Below are 18,813 nucleotides of genomic sequence, written 5' to 3' on the forward strand. Positions count from 1 at the left end.
TCCTAGTAAACAGTTTTAAGATGTGTTAAAAATTTTTGAGGCTCAGTAAAACCTACGATAGTTTTCGCATTTATAGGGTTGAGCTCTTTGTCAAAAAAGATGAGTACCGGAGGACCGAATACTCCATATTTTTTATTTAATGCTTTTGTATTATCATCGTTTGCCGTTACATCTGCGCGTACTAAAACAAAATCTTTGAGTGCATCCATAACTGCAGGGTCTCTAAAAGTTATTTCATCAAACTCTTTACACGCTACACACCACTCAGCCGAGAAGTCCAGCATGATTTTTTTCCCTTTGTTTTGTTCTAAAACAGCATCTAATTCATCTAATGATGTAACAACCTCAAAGTGAAGCTCTTCGCTTTGAACCGTTTGAGCAACTACACCGTTTCCGGCTAAAAATGAAAGGGGTTGTGTCATATTTGCTTTTCCGGCTAAAAAGCTTAAAAAGAGTGAGAGTGAATAGATAAAAAGGATAACGGAAACACTACGTTTAAAGATATGACCCTCATTGTTAAACGCACCCAGATACAGAGCAAAACTAAGACCTAAAAGTCCATATAGAAGAATAGCTACTTCTGCAGGAATCACTTTCTCAAGCATCCATATAGCAACCCCTAGCATGATTACGCCGAAAGTAGCGTTGACCATAGTCATCCAAGCACCAGGTTTTGGCATAAACTTACCTGCACTTACACCTACTAAAATAAGTGGAAGTCCCATACCGATACTCATACTAAACAGTGCTGCCGCACCTAAGAATGCATCTCCCGTTTGCCCAATATATACAAGAGCACCGGCTAATGGAGCAGCTACACAAGGACCAACGATAAGAGCTGATAAAAATCCCATAATTGCTACACCGACAAAACCTGTTTTAGATGAGTTTTGGCTTACTCTTGAAACGATAGCATCTGGAAGTTTTAATTCGTAAAATCCAAACATAGACATTGCAAGGGCTACAAAAACACCCGCAAACGAATATACTACCCATGGAGTTTGCAGTGCAGCTTGAAGGTTTGATCCAAACAGACCTGCTAAAACACCTGCGATTGTATATGCTATAGCCATTGCAAGTACATATACCACAGAGAGCACAAACGCTTTTTTTGTTGTTAAACCTTCACCTTGAGAGATGATAACACCGGAAATGATAGGAATCATAGGAAATACACACGGTGTCAAAGAGAGAAGGATTCCAAATACAAAAAATGTTGCAAGTATTACAAAAAATCCGCTGTTTTTGATAGTGTCTGAGATTAGATCTGTTTCAGACTTTGCAGTTGTTTCAGCTTTTGTTTCTTCTTGTCCTGAAAGTTTAGATGTATCAACTTGCAAGTCAAACTCTTTAGTATAAGGCTCATAACATAAACCCTGTTCTGAACACCCTTGGTAAGAGATTTTTAGTTTTATATCTTTTACCCCGAGATCTGTTGAACTGTCTTGAAGCGTGAGGATATATTTCGGTGACTCCAGATATACTGCATCACCGTGATGATCTACCGGTGTCGGTTTGTGAATCTTTGTAATTGAAAGCTCTTTTGTATCAAGAAGTTCCATCTTTAGTTGTTTTTCATAAAGATAGATATCTTCGCCGAGTGTAATACCTGCTTCTATCTCCATTTTCTCATTAACTTTTGCATACGGTTGAAATGCCTGATCGGGCATTAAAAACCCTGCAGCGTTTATAAAGCTGGAAAATGAGAGAAAAACAAGTATAAGTTTTAGAAAAAATTTCATATTGTCCCTATTGTTATTGAAATGATAAAAAAGTATAACATAGAATTGTATACCTAAAGCGTAAAGTTCTACTTTATGTTATTGTTTTATGATTTGTGCTACTCTTTTGGAAGAACCATGTTGGAGATACTCCCGTAATAGTTTAGAGTTTTGTAGAAAATTATCTCTTTTATAGTTATGAAAACTTGTCAGTAAATTCTCTTTTGTCACATCATCTTGTAAAAATTCAGGATGCAGAGAAGTGTTATTGTACTTTTGCAGTAAAATATTGCCTAGTCCTACATAGTCAAGTTTTACAAGTCTGCTCCCTATGAAATAATCAAGTGCTTTTGCTTTATAGACGAGTACAAACGGAGTTCCGATCAAAGATGCTTCAAGTGTAGCGGTTCCGCTGCATACAAATGCAAAGTCAGCATTGTAAAGCGTTTCATGCGTATCGTGTGAGACAGTTATATGGCTGAGATCACCGTAAAGTTCTTCTACCTCTTCTTGTGAAAAATGTTTTGGAATCACAAGTGTCGCAGGGATATCTAACTCTTTGATGAGTTCACGAAAAATCGGCATCAACCTTCTGATCTCACTCTTTCTGCTTCCCGGAAGATAAGCAATGGAGTTTACTTCCACAGAGAGCTCATCTTTAAAGCAGGTGATCTGATCGAGCAGGGGATGTCCTACGTACTCTATGTTTGCCTCTTTTGGATAATAAGAAGGCTCAAAAGGTAAGATAGATGCCAGTTTATCTATTGTTTTAGCCAAGACGGGAATTCTTTTTTTCTTCCATGCCCAAGCTTGCGGAAGGATGTAGTAGATGATCTCTTTATCGGGATATCTCTTTTTGATCTTTTTTGCAAGGGGGAGATGAAAACCGGAAGAGTCGATCAAAAGTACCTTATCGGCATCAGCTGAGAGTTCAACCATCTGATCTGCAAGTTTAAAGAAAAAGCGCAGTTTTTTTAGTGCATCAACGATCCCCATAATAGCGAGTGATTGTAGGTCTATGATCGGGTTACCCAGTTTTTTGTCAAATATACCAATAAACTCGACATCATCGCCAAGTTCCTTTTTTAGTGATGCCAGATGCACGTTTGCTGAGTGCTCAAGTGCCGATACAAGTAGTTTCATGAACCGCCGTCTCCCCATGTTTGATAACTGTCGTCATAACGTTCACCATTTGCTTCGTCATGATAGTTTTCGAAAAAATTTGTTAAGTTGTCTATATCTTTATCGCTGAGATCACTTGTAAAACTGATCATAATCTCTTGTGCCTGGGTATCTGCTTTTCCACTTCTGAAGCGTTTGAGTTTGTAGGTTAAAAAACCTTTTGAACGGTTTGCAAGAAACGGAGCGCGTTGTATCCCTTCGGCTTTGTGACCATGGCAGGTAAAACAACCTTTTTGCATATAAAGCTCTTTTCCTTTTTCATAAGAAGTTTTCCCAAAAAGAAAAGAAGAAAGTAAAAAAATTAATAGTATAAAACGCAACTCTTAAGCCTTTTTTCTTTATAATACCGTAATTATATCAGAATCAGAGGTGGTGTAAGAATGGTTATTACAAATGCAATAGTTTGTGATGTTGAGGGTTGTAAAGAGTTAGATGTAAAGATTGAAGAGGGCAAGATAGTTGAACTTGGAACATCTTTAACAGATGAAGAGGTTATTGATGCCAAAGGTGCATATCTTCTTCCTGCATTAGTAGATAAAAACGTAAGTCTGCTTGATGCTACACTCAATGCAAAAAATATTAATGCAATAGCGGCAGAAGCGAAAAAAGGTGGGATAGGAAGAGTTGTGCTCAATCCCCATTCAACACCGGCAATTGATAATGAAATTGTTTTAGAATATGCAAAAAACAGTATTAAAGATATCGACGATGTACGTATTGACCTTATGCTCAATACTTTACAAGATGACTTAAGTCTTTCAAACATCGCTATTCTTTTGAAAAAAGGTGCATCATCACCATATATGAGCACTATCGCAAAAAACAATATTGCAATTAAAATTGCAGAGTATGTGAAGATGTACGACACTACACTCTATTGTAAAGCTGAAGACAATTCATTGATCCACTCAGGTGTGATGTTTGATGGAGACGTAAGTTCAAACTTAGGTCTTTCAGGTATTCCAGAACTTAGTGAAGTATTACACGTTTCTAGAATGATCGAGATCGCAAGATATTTTGATATCAAGATCCTTTTTAAATCTATTGCATCACCTAGAAGTATAGAGCTTATCTCAAAAGCAAAACAAGAGGGTGTACAGGTTTCTTGTGAAGTGTCTATCCATCACCTTATGCGTTGTGACGAATCGTGTAGAGATTTCAATACAATTGCAAAGATTAACCCGCCGCTTGCTTCAAAAGATGATATGCATAAACTGCAAGAACTACTTAGAAACGGTGAGATCGACAGACTTACAACATTGCACCAGCCAAATTCACCTGTAAACAAAGAGGTTGCTTTTGACGATGCAGCGTATGGATGTTCTGCACTTGCAGATGCCTTACCTCTGTACTACACAAAACTTGTAAAAAGTGAAATGATCGACATCTCTACACTTTTACAGCTGACTACTGACAATGCTAAGATCGAAGTAGGGGCTTCAGCAGAGCTTGTGTTATTTGACCCGACACAAAGCTATACTGTAAACAATGTAGACTCTCTATATAACTTCGAAGAGCTTTTTGGAATCGTTACGCCGCTTTAAATAGTGGGTGACGGTTCAAAAAACAGATACCCCTGAAACTCATCTATACCTAACGCTTTACAAACTTCAAACACATCTTGAGAGTGTACAAACTCGGCAATTGTAGTTATATTTGACTCTTTTGCAAAAGTTATGATCGATTTTACAACTTGTTGTGCTCGCAGATCGGTATCTATATTTTTAATAAGGGAACCGTCTATTTTTAGAAAATTAGGTTCAATGTTTAGAAGCTGGGAAAAGTTAGAGTAGCCCGTTCCAAAATCATCAATGGCAATTTTTGCCCCTAAGAGTTTTATCTCTTGAAGGAATTTTTGAACCTCTTGTAGACTATATATCTCTTCAGATTCTAAGATCTCAAAAACGGCATGATGAGCATTGTGAGAGTTTCTCAACTGCTCTTTGATAAATTTGTTTGTTTCTTCATGGAGAATATCACTTGCACTTAAGTTGATAGAGAATAAAGACTCTTTGCCTTCAAACTGTTCAAATGTTTTCGTAATTACCGCTTTTGTAATACTTGGATAGTACTTCGTTTTTTGAGCAATTTCCAGGAAGAAGTACGGAGATAAAACCGTATCACCGTCTTGGAGTCTTACAAGTGCTTCATATTTTTTGACCTTTTGATTTTTATCGACAATACCTTGAAAATAAACAAGTATGTTGTCAGTTTCAACGGCCGTTTTTATTTTATTGATCGTATTGAGGTTTTGTGTATGGAGAGTTTTCTCCGTATCGTTTTCGTTGTAAACTACATAGTCTTTATTTTGGCGTTTTGCTTTTGTGAGCGCCATCTCAGCTTTGGCAAGCTTACTCTCTTTATCAAAACAGATACCCGCATACATCTCTACTGAGACACTTATGTCATTATCTGTATGAATCGTATCGGTCTCTATGCAGTGCATGATTTTTTGAATGAAACTAATGAACTCCTCTTGCTCCATCAGAACATTGTTTTTGATAATGAACCTGTCACTGCCGATACGGTAAATATTATAGTAATACCCTGTAATCTCTGAGAGTGATGTTTTTGTGACCTGTTGTAAAACCAAGTTTCCGATCTCAAAACCAAAAACATCATTGATCTGTTTAAAGTCTTTAATATCAAGAAGGGCAATAAAGCTTCTCGGATCAAATTTCAGATCTTCAAAAAGTTTATTTCTATTTGGCAGTTTTGTTAGTGTATCGTAATAGAACTGCTTGAAAAGCTTTTGATCTTTCTCTTTGTTCTCCTCTTTTAGAAGGTTGTAGCTTTTTTCAAGTTCCAGTCCCATAGTAATGACATTGTTTTGCAGTTCCCATAACGAGTTGTCATTTTTTGCAAGCGGAATCTCATGCAACTTTGTAAAATCTTTATTTTTGATCTTATTAGTAAGTTGTTTTATGAAACTAATCTTTTTTAAGATAGTCATGGTTCTTCGTCTTGTAAGATAAAAGATAATGAACGCGGTTGTAAAGATAAGAAGAAAACTTTTTACAAGATCGATCTCAAATTTTTCAAAAAACTGATCCAGAGTTGAGAGTGTACATACATATCCCATCGTGTTTTTATTGAAATCTACGATAGGGTAAATGTTGAGAAAATATGTTTTTTCATTGATCTCTATCTCTTGAATTTTCTTTGTAAAGTCTATCTCTTGAATCTTTTTTGCAGGAAAGTTGATCGTTCGATCGCCTAAGATGTAGTTGCCAACGATCTCTTTATCTTCTATAAAACTGTTGTAGTACTTACTGACTAGAGTATTTGTTGCATTTTTTTCATAAACTAAAAAACTGTCATGGTGTGAGTTCTCTTTTAAAACACCGGGAATCCAGTCTATCTTTTTACCTAACGACAATCCACCGAGAATATTTCCGTAGTTGTCAAAAATAGGTTCAGTTGCACGAAGCCCGGCATACGATTTACACATTAACAGATGGGTGCTCGGTTTAAATGAAGATGTTACCCATTGGATGTCTGATCTGACATCGGAAACATCGGTTCCGATGGTATTAAAGTTTGAGAAATTGACAAAAGAGACGGCAGGGGGTTTGAAAAAGTGGATCTCATATGTCAATTTTTCATGACGCACTTTATTCCAGATAGGTGCAATATGTCTTTTTATTATCTCAGGATTATTCTCTTTATAGCCCTTGATTACGAACTCATTCGCAGATAACAGATCAGATAAGATCTTTACATTTTCAAGTTGAGCTTTCATCAGGTTGTCCAAGATAATTTTATCTTTTTGATAGATAGCCTGCTTCTCTTTTTCTATCCCGAACCATAAGGATGAGAGTTCATTAAGTATGAAAAAAGTGATTGCCGTAATTGCAATCAAATAGAGTGATTTATTTAAGTTCGTCATAAAAAAATTTTATCTTTTTATCACGAAAGAATTACTTAAAAATGTTTTTTATTGTCTTTTTTGATAAAAATCTACTTTAAACTCGGCAAATCTGTCTTCTAAGATAGCTTCACGACACTCTTTCATAAGGTTCAAATAGTAGTGAAGATTATGAATAGTTGCTAATCTAAAGTAACTGATCTCACGGCTTCTAAAAAGATGGTTTATGTATGCACGTGAGTATGTTTTACAAGTGATACATTCACATTCCGGATCGATTGGAGCTTCATCCTCTTTATATTTTGCACCTTTGATGTTTAGCTTACCGAATGATGTAAAAAGAGTACCGTTTCTTGCATTTCTTGTCGGCATTACACAGTCAAACATATCGATCCCGCGCTCAATATTTTCGATCAGGTCTTCCGGAGTTCCTACACCCATAAGGTAACGCGGTTTGTCTTCTGGCATATACTGAGTCGTATGTTCTACCGTATCGTACATATCTTGGTTCGCTTCACCGACTGAAAGACCACCGATCGCAAAACCGTCATAAGGGAGTGCACATAATTCCTGAGCACTTTTTGTACGGAATGCTTTGTCAGTTCCCCCTTGGATGATTGCAAAAATGTTTTGATCAACACCGACACCTTCAGCTTGTTTAGCGCGGAAATACTCGATCGACTCCTCAGCCCATTTCGTAGTACGTTCAATACTTAGTGCTATACGCTCTTGTGTATTTGGCAGTGCAACCAAATCATCCAAGATCATCATGATGTCTGAGCCGAGATTTAACTGGATGTCTATAACTTTTTTCGGTGTAAAGAAGTGTTTGCTTCCGTCAATGTGTGAGCGGAATTCGATCCCGTCTTCTTTAGGTTTAGAGTTGTCACTAAGTGAAAATGCCTGAAAACCGCCGCTGTCTGTCAAGAAGCTTTTTGGATACTTTGTAAAACCGTGGAGTTTCCCCATCTTTTTAACTGTTTCATCACCAGGACGTAGGTACATGTGGTAAGTGTTTGCAAGGATGATCTCAGCTCCTAACATATCTAAAACATCATGTACGTCAAGAGATTTGACACTTCCAACCGTTCCAACAGGCATAAATACAGGTGTTTTGATCGTAGAGTGTGCCGTTTTTATAGTACAGGCACGAGCCTTGCCACTTTTTGCTTCGAGGGTAAATTCCATAAAATAATTCCTAAAATTGCTAACTTTTAAGGGAATTATACCATTTGCATACTTATGTAACTAAAGTAGCAAAAAAAAATTTATTTACTTGCAATAATACTGTTCTAAAAAACATAAATTCGCATATAAGGAGTTAGTCATGTATTTAACTGCGTTTGATCCGTATAGGGATTTTAGAGCTTTAGAAAAAAGAATGATGCAACCATTCAATGTGAAAGAAAAAGAGGGTGGCATCAGTTCATTTACACCGAGTGTAAACACGCGTGAAGGTGAGTTTGCCTACCATGTTGACGTTGACCTGCCGGGTGTTAAAAAAGAGGACATCAAGGTAGATGTTAAAGACGGAGCTATTACGATCTCGGGTGAGCGTAACTTCAAAGAGGAAGTAAAAGAGGAAGATTACTACAAAGTTGAAACAAGCTTTGGAAAATTTTCAAGAAGTTTTTCTCTTCCTGATGATGTAGATACTGAAAATATCACTGCAACTGCCGAAAACGGTGTACTGGAAGTTGTGATCCCAAAAGTTGATGCATCGGTAAAAACGAAAAGCATCGAAGTTAAGTAACAACCTTTTTCCCCTTTTCCCAATTCTCCTTGACATTCCCATTTCCCCTAATGGGAATGTCAGTTTCTATTTATATCTTTTCAAAATCCCTCTTCATTTAGATAAATTTCAAGCTTAGTCAATATATAATGCATAATAAAAGCAAATTAACGGAGTATTTTATGAAAAATATAATCCTAAAAAAAGCTTTGACATACTTCGCAATTGTCTTCGGCATGGGTTTTATTCTTGGGACTATCAGGGTTTTATGGTTGGAGCCGATGCTTGGTACCAGAATGGCAGAACTCAGTGAGATGCCTATCATGCTTGTTACAATGATCCTTGCGGCAAATTTCATTATGAAACGGGGGCAGCAGCTCACTAAAAGTGTAGATGCACTAGGTGTCGGTGTGATCGCTTTGCTTCTTCTTTTGAGCATCGAGTTTAGCGTAGTGTTATGGCTGCAAAATATCTCATTTCAGCAATATCTTGACTCCAGAGACAGTGTCGCATTTACGGCATACATAATCTCACTGCTACTTTTTATGTTGATGCCGTATTTAATAAACAAGCGATCTTAAAATCGTTTGGAAACTACACACTAAAAAACTACAACTAATATAAAAAATCATTATAACTTCTTTAGCTTTTTAGATTAAAAAAAACTGCAGACCGTTTTTTAGAAAAACTTGTTCTATAACTCCGCCTCAGGAGTTTAGATGATAAAAAAGATACTTTTACTTACACTTTTTGCCACACTTGTTTTTGGGGCTAACGAGTCATTTAGCAAATCAAAAAAGATGTTAAAGCAGATCTACAAAGGGCATCAGTTTACAATCTACTGTGAGTGCAAATACAACTATAAAAACAAAAACAATATGATAGAGAGAGACTCATGCGGATATATTCCCCGCAACGAGTACACAAAAAAAGGAAAACGCAATGAAAGAGCCAGACGTATAGAGTGGGAGCATCTCATACCTGCGGAAAACTTCGGACGTCAGTTTGCTTGTTGGCGTGAAGGCAATGCTGAGTGTGTAGGGAAAAACTCTAAAGGTTACAAGGGGAGAAAATGTTGTGAGAAAGTGAATCAGCAGTACAGAATTATGCAGGCTGATATGCATAACCTTTTTCCCGCCGTTGGAGAGCTAAACGGTGACAGAAAAAACTTCCGTTTTGATTTTGAAGAAGCGAGCGGGGGACAATACGGAGCGTGCAAGTTTGATGTCCTTTTTAAAGAAAAAAGAGCTAAAGTAAGAGAGGAACTAAGAGGGGTTATAGCCAGAGATTATCTTTATTTTAACAAGCGTTACGGGATGAAACTCTCAAAACAGGAACTCAAAAAGTTCACTGCATGGAACAAACTCTATCCTCCGAATGAGTGGGAAAAAGAGAGAAATGAAAAGATTGAAAAGATGCAGGGTAATGGCAACCCGTTTATACTTAAACTTTTACATTAGCTTTTAAAAACTGCCAAGCTTTAAAGCAATAGGTGGTATAAAAGGTACTTATATCCTTGTAGAAAGGAGCTATCATGAAAAGAGTTATTAAGATGTATACTGAACATAAAAACAGTATACAGTTTTATATTCGCAATGTTTTACAAAATTTCCAACCCCCTAGTAAAGACATAGATGCTTTACGCCATTTTTTTGACTCTGAAAAATCTGCTGAATTTATCTATAGTGTCGATCAAAGTTTTACGCAACAAACACCAACTATCGCCAGAAAAGAGATCTATGAAGATCGGGACGGGACAGATAAATCGTTTTATTTTAAATGGATAAGTTTCAAAGAAGAGAGTATCCATGTTAGTAATCCCTATCTTCACCATAAAACAGGTCAACCCATGCTTACAGCTGCAAAACAGCTTGGTGATGAGTATCTCGTAATTGATTTTGATATCTTAAAGCTTTTAAGTGAGTTGCGATTAATTGAATACAATAGCGCGTTTAATAAAATAAATACTGTCATTATGGCCGGCGGGGCATTACTCTTAGGGATAGTTTCCGTGTTTTTGATTTTGTATGGCGGGTATATATTTGTAGATATGTTATTTTCCGGTGCTAAAGGGGAGGATGTGATGCATGAGATCTTTACATCGATCATCTCGATCACTATCGGACTGGCTATTTACGACTTGGCTAAAACGATCATAGAAAATGATGTGCTGTTTAAAACATTGAGTTTTGAGAGTGATTTACAAAACAAAACGCTAATAAAATTTTTAACATCGATCATCGTAGCACTTTCAATCGAATCGTTGATGGCAGTATTTAAAATAGTTTTAGACGATTACAATAAACTGATAAATGCTTTTTACCTGGTAGTTGCGGTGACGTTTTTCATCATTGGGACAGCCATATTCAATAAGTTGTCATCTCATAAAAACTGACCCATATAGTTGTGTATATTAATAAGTTACAATACTTTTACGAGAGTATGAATTAAAAGCTCTGTTTTGCTCAATAACTTCTAAAACACCGTCCCAAAACTTGATTCGAGCCTTGATCGCATCGATCGCAGCTTGTTTTGCTTCTTCGATCTTTTTTGGATCATCCTCGCACAGTATCTCCAACATCTTCAGCGACATTGGTCCATGATGGTCACTGTCTAGTTCTATATGACGTTCAAGATAGTAGTGAAACACTTGGGTGTCTTCACGTTTGATCGCCATTTTTTCTAAAAGAGCGCGAAACATTTTAGGGATGATGTGTTCACGTCCGAGCGCAAATGCCGCTGCGATAAGGTGCGGTTTGTCGCTGTTTATAAAACCGAAAGTTGTTTGCATAAATTCACAAGAAGCCAGAGGTGCTATCTCTGTTTGAAGAGTCGTCTCTACAGATGTTCGTTGAACATTTTCTAAAAAGGCATATACGTTCTGAGAACTTCCTATGCTTACCTCTTCCATCGCCTGAGTATAGAGTTCAAAATGACTTGAGTATGTTTGTGTGCCGTCGGCAAGCGGTAGACCGAGGTCTGTTTCCTCTTCTAAGATGATATCGTTTATAAATCTTTGTACGTCGGTATTGGCTCGTGGCATCCAAGGTGTTTGTGAGGGTGCGAAACAGTTTTGCAGGTACTTTGCCAAAGACATAAAGTCCCAAACGGAATAGACATGATGCTGCATAAATACAGTTAAATCATCCATGTTTTGTACAGCTGCATAGACGGGATGCTGTGCTAGTTTTTCTCTATATTCTGCGATTTCTTCTAGTGGAAAAGTTGACATTATAATTCTCATTCAAATTTTTGATGTTATTGTAGCAAAACTATTTAAAAACTTTATCTCTTTTCTCAGCACTTCACTCTATGCTACAATTCTGGAAACAAATAAATGAGAAAGTGTGAGCAAATGTATAAAAAAGTTTTATTTTTAAGTGCAGTGTTTCTAGGTTTTAGCGGGTGTTCCATGCCGGAGACTCAGACACATAAAGAGCAAGGGCCTCAGTTGCAGTTTATAATGCGTGATCTAAATACCATAGTCGGGAACAATCAAAAAAGTGAGCTTGAACGTGAGGATGAACGCAGACGTTATGCACTGAACCTTGTTGATGCTATTAAAAATTTTTCAGCCAAAGCACATGACAAAACAACGAAGTTTAGAACTAAGTACATAAATGAAAATAACATTGGGGCATTTAACACACATCTAGAAGAGATAGAAAAGAAATCTCAAGAGATAGAGGTAATCGCAAAAAACTATGAACTAGAACAGCTTGATGATAAGATCGCAGAGTTGGGTGCCATTTGTGCATCGTGCCATAAAGATTTGGGAGTGACACATGTTCAAAAGCTGTTCTAGAGTTGCATTGGCAGCCCTGATCTCTACGCAACTTTTTGCCGAAGCATCACAAGAGGATGTTGAAAAACGTTTGGCAAACTTAGAGAGCTGGATGCAGGAGAGCAAACAACAAAAAGGCTCTTTGGAGTTAAAAACAGAAAAAACTGTTTTGAGTGTCGGCGGTAGGGTTGAACTTTTAGTTCGCGGTGCTGCTCCTACATCTAAAAATATTGCAGGCAGTATTTTAAAGGCGGATAGCGAAGAGAACATGCATCTTAATTTCGATGCTACAAACAGCAGGGTGTGGGTAAAAACAAAAACACCTTCAAACTACGGGATGATAAGAACCTTGATCGAGACAGATTTTGCAGGTTCGGTAACAGGTACACAGGCAAATACTAATTCAAGCGGTTTACGACTGCGTCACGCTTACGTGCAGGTTGGAAACTGGACGGTTGGGCAGACCAACTCCGCATTTAACAGTGTTGTGACACTCGACATTATAGAGCTACCGATCAACGATATGCTCGTAAGACAGCCCCTGATCAGATACACGATCGAGGATAAACTTCTAAGTTACGATATCTCGTTTGAGCAGCCTGAAACAACTTTGCGTGATCAAAACGGTACTATGATCGCTCCCGGGGATGACATACTCCCAGACCTTGTGCTTCGCGCACGTTACTATCCGACATGGGGAGAGGCTGGAATCGCTTTTCTTGGAAGATACATCAACCAAGAGGAGATAGGAAAAGATAGTGCCTTTGGATGGGGTGCAAACATCTCCGCAAAGTTGAATGTAGGTTCTGACGATATCCGCATCGGGGGACAATACGGTGTGGGTCTTGGAAGATACATAGCATACAACTCTTATGCTGCGGGTTCAATGGATGCAGCAGGGAACATTAAACTCCAAGCTACATACGGAGGGGATATAGGGTATCGCCATTGGTGGACGCGTGAGTTGCGCTCTACGATCTCATTTGCATTCAGCGGTACGCAAAACAACGCTGAAGTACAAAAGCTCGATACAAATACAAAAGAGGCATACACTTCAACTGCAAACCTTTTATGGAGTCCTGTTTTAAACTCTTTAGTGGGTCTTGAATATACAAAAACAAAACTCAAAGCACAAAGTGGATTAAAAAGCGATCTCGATGCTCTGTTGCTTTGCTTACGCTATGATTTTTAATCTAAAGGTTATAATATGAAAGAGCTTCAAACACTCTCTAAAAAAATGGATCTTACTATCGACGCTCCCCTGACAGTTGAACTTATAGAATCGTATTTCAAGCAACTTCTTGAATCAAAAAAAACGGATGGGCTTCTTCTTGGTTTAAGTGGAGGAATAGATTCTTCTGTTTTGATTACACTGGCTGTTAGAGCAGTTGGAAAGGAAAAGGTTCATGCCTCTTTTCTGTTTGATCGAGACAGTGAAAAAAGTTCCCAAAGAAAAGCAGCTCTTATGGCTAACTGGCTGGGTGTAAAGCTTGAGAGTACCGATATCTCTCCAGAGATGAAGAAGAGAAATATTTATGCACCTTTGATTATGAAACTGATACCGTATTCAGCACTATTTAACCGTATGATTCAATACACATATAAGCTTCTGACAGGAGAAGTGCCGTTTAAAACAACTCTCAAAATAGGAAGCGGTGAAGAGGAGTGTTCATGGTTTAAGTATTTTTTGTATAACTTTACAATTCGACATATCGAGAGAGGGTTTTCAGAACGTCATAAATATAGAAGAGAGGTATTGGAACAAAAAGCCAAAGAGGAAAATTTAACTCTCATAGGTGCTGCAAACCGTTCCGAATCTGAAATAGGATGGTTTGTTAAAGATGGAATTGATGATTTGCCGATTCAACCCATGACAGGGCTTTATAAAACACAGGTATGGCAGCTTGCGTCTTATTTGAAATTGCCGGATGAAATTCAGGGACAGACAGCTTCTCCAGATATGATGTTTGGGATCAACGATGAGTTTGGAATTGGTCACAACTATCGACGCTTAGATGTTATTCTCAATATGATAGAGCAAAAGTTGACAGACGAAGAAATTATAGAAGCGGGGATTAGTCAAACTGAACTCGACGATGTCCGTGAACTCAAAAGAGTTTCTGAGTGGAAACGTGCATCTGAACATAAGTTACCGCCAGTAGACGGTGGAATTGAAGGGAATGTTCGTTTGATAAATTGATTACTTGCATCACTTTAATAATTTCTTTTATCAAAGTGGTGCTATAATTTCTATAAAGACGTATATATGGATGGTTTAAATGGATAAAAAAATAATTGGGCGTAGGGAAAAAATTTCAATACTTGATTTGGAACTGTTTGATCTTGATGCAAAAGTAGACACGGGGGCGGATTCCAGTGCTTTGCATTGTGATCATATAGTTGTAGAGGATGAGACGGTAAGTTTTACTCTATTAGACGATGTTCATGAAGCATATAACAATAAACGTTTCTCTTTGCCTATTTATAAAATAAAAAAAGTAAAAAGTTCAAATGGTGAGTTACAAATTAGACCATCTATAAAAGTACAAGTAGATTTTTTCGGGAAAAAATATACGAGTGTTATATCTTTAACAGATAGAAAAGATATGAAGTTTCCAATGCTTATCGGCAGAAAGTTTTTAAAAGATAAATTTTTAGTAGATGTAGCACAAGAGTACATAGCAAAATAAGAAAGGGCAGTATGAGAGTATATATTTTATCGAGAAATGCGGATTTGTATTCAACAAAAAGACTTGTTGAAGCGGCAGAACAAAAGGGGTGGGAAGTTAAAGTTATCGATTACCTCAAATGTTCTATTGAAATTATGAAAGGTGAACTAAAGATCAACTATCAAGGTAAAACACTTCCTGTTCCCGATGCTATCATCCCACGTATAGGGGCAAGCCGTACATTTTACGGAACTGCAATGGTAAGACACTTTGAGATGATGGAGGTGTTTTCTACATCAGGTTCTCTTGCTATTAAAAGAAGTAGGGATAAACTTCGTTCGCTTCAGATACTCTCAAAAAACGGCGTAGATATGCCTAAAACTGTTTTTGCATCAAATAAATCGAGTGCAAAAGACGTTATCGCACTCAGCGGCGGTGCTCCTTTAGTACTTAAGATCTTAGAAGGTACTCAAGGGGTCGGAGTGGTTCTTGTAGATAGTGAAAAAGCTGCAAAATCGGTTCTTGATGCATTCTACGGTATGGATGTAAACTTGCTTGTTCAAGAGTACATTGAAGAAGCGGGCGGTGCAGACATTAGAGCATTTGTAGTTAACGGTGAAGTGGTCGGTGCTATGCGTCGTCAAGGTGCAGAGGGTGACTTTAGATCAAACCTGCATCAAGGTGGAAGTGCAGTAGCACACAAACTTTCACGTAAAGAGCGTGCAACAGCTCTTGCAGCTGCAAAACATATGGGACTTGGTATCTGTGGTGTTGATATGATCCCATCAGCTCGCGGTCCACTTGTAATGGAAGTGAACTCTTCACCGGGACTTGAAGGGATAGAAAAGTCCACGGGGATAGATATTGCCACAAAAATTATGGAATATATTGAAGGCAACGTAACGCCTGATCCAAGTAGTATGAAAAAGAAACGATTCAAAAAAGACAACATTGGAGCGTAGATAGTTGGAAAATGAATATTTGAAAATTGGCGGTGTTGAGATAAGAAAAGGGACTACTACAACTATAAACATCCCTTTGCCAAAACTCTATAACACTCCGACAAATCTTCTTTTAAATGTAATTCGCGGAAAAAAAGACGGACCGGTAGTTTTTATAAGTGCAGCTATTCACGGTGACGAGCTAAACGGGATAGAAGTTATTAGACGTCTTAAAAAGTTAAGTATCTTAAAAAAGATACGTGGAACATTGATCCTGGTACCCGTTGTAAATGTTTACGGCATGATGAACCTCTCTCGTTATTTACCCGATCGAAGGGATTTAAACAGAAGTTTTCCGGGGAGTTCAAAAGGTTCGCTTGCAGCACGTATTGCAAAGATATTTTTTGATGAGGTTGTATTGAAATGTTCTTTGGGAATTGATCTGCATACCGGTTCTATTCATAAAACAAATTTGCCACAGATTCGTACAAACTTAGACAATGAATATACTGCAAAACTTGCAAAGGTTTTTGAAGCACCTGTTGTACTACATGCCGAACTTCGGGACGGTTCGCTTCGGGCTGAAGCACAAGAGAACGGGGTACCTATCTTACTGTATGAAGCAGGGGAGGCTTTGCGTTTTGATGAAAGTTCTATTCGCATCGGTGTTAAAGGGATCATAAACGTACTGCGTGAAAACGGTAATTTACCGAAGATAAAAGAGAAAACTAAAAAAAAGGTACCGATTATTACAAGAAGCAGTAAATGGATCCGATCAAACAGCAGTGGTGTTTTAAGAACGATCAAGGCTCTTGGAGACACTGTGGAAAGAGATGATGTACTGGCGTATATCGATGACCCGCTCGGGGGTGAATCTACAGAGATTTTATCCCCTTTTAGAGGCGTGGTTATAGGAAAATCACAAATCCCTCTAGCACAGGAGGGGGATGCTGTTTTTCATATTGCCAATATATCCAATATAAATGTAGCGGAAAACAAAATCGAGTACTTTAGTGAAGATGCTATTGAGGAAAGTGAGTTTTTCGAACTTAACAATGAAGAGATAATCGAGTAGTTATGAAAACATTTTTTTTACTTTTTTCACTCGTTGTTTTTCTTTTGGGAGCCGAAGAGGAAAAAAATGTATGGGGAAATGACAACATATGGATCAAAACATATACCAATGCAAAAAACTATAAGATTATCATCAACAACATTGTAAAAATAGAGAATAAGATAAAGCGTGCAAAAAATAACCCCGTTCTTTTAGATGAGTTAAACCAACGCCTTGAACTGCAAAAGTCAAAGCTCGATCTGTATGAACAAAACAAAGGGTTTGACACTCTGTTATACCCTTACAAATTTACAATGCCAAACGTCAATCTTTACGAGTACTTATCTAATAAAACACGCAATGAACTTGATCATAAAATAGAGCGTTACATAGTACTTAAAAACGATTTTTATCTTGCTATTTCTATGTTGAAAAATGATGCGAAAAAGCATAAGGATGTTTCGAAAAAAGATATTGCGTATTTTGAGGATTTTAAAGAGAATGTAGATAAAACATATCTCAATTTACTGGATGCAAAAGTTGAACTGCAAAACAGATACAAAGAGTATGAAACACAAAGTTTGCAAAAGCATCTTATCACCCTTATCGTCTTTATAATCTCCTATCTGCTCTATAAAACTGTTTTCTGGTTGACACATAAAAGAAATCGTTTTATTACCGTTGTATACGTTGTCTTTCTTTTGGGCTTTTTAGTGCTTCGTTATATTGATGATCTCCTTTACTTTATAACCTTTTTAAGTGTTGCGGCAGCTGCACTTACACTTGCACTTCGTGAAGTTATTTTAAATCTTGCGGCATCTGTATATATCCTCTTTAGCAATGTGATAAGAATCGGCGATAGAATCATGGTGCAGTTTGAAACAAAACACACAATCGGCGATATTGTAGATATTTCGCTTATGAAGATAAAACTGCATGAAATAGGGGACTATACAAATTTAAAAGAGATCAAGAATGTCGGGCGAACTATCTATTTGCCAAACAGTTATATCTTTACAAAAGTATTTTATAACTACTCAAGAAAAAAAGACGGGTTTATTAACAATCTTGTTGAGTTTGAATTTTCAGTGGATAGTGATTTTGATCGTATTGAGAGTGTAACGCATGAGGTGATGGATGAACTGGGACTCACTCATACTATTGCATTCTCTTTAAACAACTTAAAAACTGGTGTGGTGGCAATGATATCGTATGAAACGAACTACCAAATGGCTTCACAAAACAGAGGAGAGATATCTATAAAACTGTTACGTGCATATAAAAATGATGAGGCTATTATTTTGAAAGCTGCAAAATCTCCGGCAAAAAAAGATTCTGAAAACGCTAGTGAGTAGGCGTTTTCTCTTTAGATTTTTTTGCCAGTTTTACGATAGGTTTTTGTAAAAACAGATTGTTTGGATAGAGGATGATATTGTGCTCATCATCCTCTATCTCAATTTGAAATGGTGTGATCTCTTTTATCTCTCCGGTAATAGAGTCATCTCCGTCTAGCACTTTTACACGGTCACCCACACGAGCGGGAAACGTAAAAAATATAATGATGCTTGATGTCAGATTACTTAAAATCGACCACTGAGCGAAAAGTGCAATACCGATCACTGCAAATATAGAAGATAAAAAGACCATGAGCCCGTTAAATTTTACACCCCATATAGTGGCAATCACTATAAAAAGGGAGATATATATCATAATGTTAAAAAACTTAATAATATAAAAAAGTCGTCTTCTGCTTACCCCTTTAACGTCTGCAATTTTTCCGATTGAAAAAGAGATCGTTTTAACCAGCATAAAGGTAAGAACAATGGTGATGACTGTGTAAAAAATATTTGTAGACATAATCT

The 18,813-nt window shown here is 37.3% G+C and carries 19 protein-coding genes; 12 read left to right on the forward strand and 7 right to left on the reverse strand.

Translation table 11 applies throughout. The features are described 5' to 3' along the window. Window positions 1-2 precede the first annotated feature (2 nt). From dsbD to QWY88_RS01490, 3 genes are all read right to left on the reverse strand, one after another. The gene (gene dsbD, locus QWY88_RS01480) at window positions 3-1,742 is read right to left on the reverse strand and encodes a protein-disulfide reductase DsbD (RefSeq protein WP_304543311.1); all 1,740 of its coding nucleotides are present in this window, start codon (window positions 1,740-1,742) and stop codon (window positions 3-5) included. 78 nt (window positions 1,743-1,820) lie between these two features. Continuing rightward, a complete protein-coding gene (gene lpxB, locus QWY88_RS01485) occupies window positions 1,821-2,864 on the reverse strand; it encodes a lipid-A-disaccharide synthase (protein ID WP_304543313.1) in 1,044 nt (347 codons plus the stop codon). Beyond that, window positions 2,861-3,223, reverse strand: a complete 363-nt coding sequence (locus tag QWY88_RS01490; protein WP_304543315.1) for a c-type cytochrome — start codon at window positions 3,221-3,223, stop codon at window positions 2,861-2,863. Before QWY88_RS01490 ends, lpxB begins: the two co-directional genes overlap by 4 nt. 60 nt (window positions 3,224-3,283) lie before the next feature. Between QWY88_RS01490 and QWY88_RS01495 the strand changes: the two genes are divergently transcribed. Further along, a complete protein-coding gene (locus QWY88_RS01495) occupies window positions 3,284-4,447 on the forward strand; it encodes an amidohydrolase family protein (RefSeq protein ID WP_304543317.1) in 1,164 nt (387 codons plus the stop codon). On the opposite strand, the gene QWY88_RS01500 is transcribed toward QWY88_RS01495, so the two are convergent. Both QWY88_RS01500 and tgt read right to left on the reverse strand, forming a co-directional pair. Further along, window positions 4,444-6,792 (reverse strand): EAL domain-containing protein, encoded by a 2,349-nt coding sequence (locus tag QWY88_RS01500; protein ID WP_304543319.1) that lies wholly within the window; start codon window positions 6,790-6,792, stop codon window positions 4,444-4,446. The two genes, QWY88_RS01495 and QWY88_RS01500, sit on opposite strands and share 4 nt — an antisense overlap. A 48-nt stretch (window positions 6,793-6,840) precedes the next feature. Beyond that, on the reverse strand, window positions 6,841-7,959 hold the full coding sequence (tgt, locus tag QWY88_RS01505) for a tRNA guanosine(34) transglycosylase Tgt (protein ID WP_304543321.1): 1,119 nt from the start codon (window positions 7,957-7,959) through the stop codon (window positions 6,841-6,843). A 139-nt stretch (window positions 7,960-8,098) separates the two neighbouring features. On the opposite strand from tgt, the gene QWY88_RS01510 reads away from it, so the two are divergent. The 4 genes from QWY88_RS01510 to QWY88_RS01525 all read left to right on the forward strand — a co-directional run bounded on the left by QWY88_RS01510 (window position 8,099) and on the right by QWY88_RS01525 (window position 10,898). Further along, window positions 8,099-8,524, forward strand: coding sequence for an Hsp20/alpha crystallin family protein (locus QWY88_RS01510; protein ID WP_304543323.1), 426 nt, complete (start codon window positions 8,099-8,101; stop codon window positions 8,522-8,524). A gap of 161 nt (window positions 8,525-8,685) precedes the next feature. Beyond that, window positions 8,686-9,084, forward strand: a complete 399-nt coding sequence (locus QWY88_RS01515) for a hypothetical protein (protein WP_304543325.1) — start codon at window positions 8,686-8,688, stop codon at window positions 9,082-9,084. A gap of 138 nt (window positions 9,085-9,222) precedes the next feature. Further along, window positions 9,223-9,963, forward strand: coding sequence for an endonuclease (locus QWY88_RS01520; RefSeq protein WP_304543327.1), 741 nt, complete (start codon window positions 9,223-9,225; stop codon window positions 9,961-9,963). Window positions 9,964-10,037: 74 nt separating this feature from the next. After that, window positions 10,038-10,898, forward strand: a complete 861-nt coding sequence (locus tag QWY88_RS01525; RefSeq protein WP_304543329.1) for a hypothetical protein — start codon at window positions 10,038-10,040, stop codon at window positions 10,896-10,898. 18 nt (window positions 10,899-10,916) lie between these two features. Here the strand turns inward: QWY88_RS01525 and QWY88_RS01530 are convergent, their stop codons facing one another. Next, window positions 10,917-11,735: a DUF3050 domain-containing protein gene (locus tag QWY88_RS01530; RefSeq protein WP_304543331.1), complete on the reverse strand. Its 819-nt coding sequence runs from the start codon at window positions 11,733-11,735 to the stop codon at window positions 10,917-10,919. Window positions 11,736-11,858: 123 nt separating this feature from the next. Here QWY88_RS01530 and QWY88_RS01535 point away from each other — a divergent pair, with 123 nt between their 5' ends. The 7 genes from QWY88_RS01535 to QWY88_RS01565 all read left to right on the forward strand — a co-directional run bounded on the left by QWY88_RS01535 (window position 11,859) and on the right by QWY88_RS01565 (window position 18,306). Further along, complete coding sequence (locus QWY88_RS01535) at window positions 11,859-12,308, forward strand: hypothetical protein (RefSeq protein ID WP_304543333.1); 450 nt, start codon at window positions 11,859-11,861, stop codon at window positions 12,306-12,308. Then, window positions 12,289-13,479 carry a DcaP family trimeric outer membrane transporter gene (locus tag QWY88_RS01540; RefSeq protein ID WP_304543335.1) on the forward strand — a complete coding sequence of 397 codons (1,191 nt, stop codon included), beginning with the start codon at window positions 12,289-12,291 and terminating at the stop codon, window positions 13,477-13,479. Before QWY88_RS01535 ends, QWY88_RS01540 begins: the two co-directional genes overlap by 20 nt. 15 nt (window positions 13,480-13,494) lie before the next feature. Beyond that, entirely contained in the window at window positions 13,495-14,487 is a 993-nt protein-coding gene (gene nadE / locus QWY88_RS01545; RefSeq protein WP_304543337.1) for an NAD(+) synthase, read from the forward strand. 79 nt (window positions 14,488-14,566) lie between these two features. After that, window positions 14,567-14,977: an ATP-dependent zinc protease family protein gene (locus QWY88_RS01550; protein ID WP_304543339.1), complete on the forward strand. Its 411-nt coding sequence runs from the start codon at window positions 14,567-14,569 to the stop codon at window positions 14,975-14,977. Between the two features lie 11 nt (window positions 14,978-14,988). Next, on the forward strand, window positions 14,989-15,918 hold the full coding sequence (gene rimK, locus QWY88_RS01555; protein ID WP_304543341.1) for a 30S ribosomal protein S6--L-glutamate ligase: 930 nt from the start codon (window positions 14,989-14,991) through the stop codon (window positions 15,916-15,918). A gap of 4 nt (window positions 15,919-15,922) precedes the next feature. Beyond that, entirely contained in the window at window positions 15,923-16,972 is a 1,050-nt protein-coding gene (locus tag QWY88_RS01560) for a succinylglutamate desuccinylase/aspartoacylase family protein (RefSeq protein ID WP_304543343.1), read from the forward strand. A gap of 2 nt (window positions 16,973-16,974) precedes the next feature. Further along, a complete protein-coding gene (locus QWY88_RS01565; protein ID WP_304543345.1) occupies window positions 16,975-18,306 on the forward strand; it encodes a mechanosensitive ion channel family protein in 1,332 nt (443 codons plus the stop codon). On the opposite strand, the gene QWY88_RS01570 is transcribed toward QWY88_RS01565, so the two are convergent. Further along, complete coding sequence (locus QWY88_RS01570; protein WP_304543347.1) at window positions 18,296-18,808, reverse strand: mechanosensitive ion channel domain-containing protein; 513 nt, start codon at window positions 18,806-18,808, stop codon at window positions 18,296-18,298. The two genes, QWY88_RS01565 and QWY88_RS01570, sit on opposite strands and share 11 nt — an antisense overlap. Between the last annotated feature and the right edge of the window lie 5 nt (window positions 18,809-18,813).

It is taken from the genome of Sulfurimonas sp. hsl 1-7 (genome assembly GCF_030577135.1).
Classification (GTDB): Bacteria; Campylobacterota; Campylobacteria; order Campylobacterales; family Sulfurimonadaceae; genus Sulfurimonas; species Sulfurimonas microaerophilus.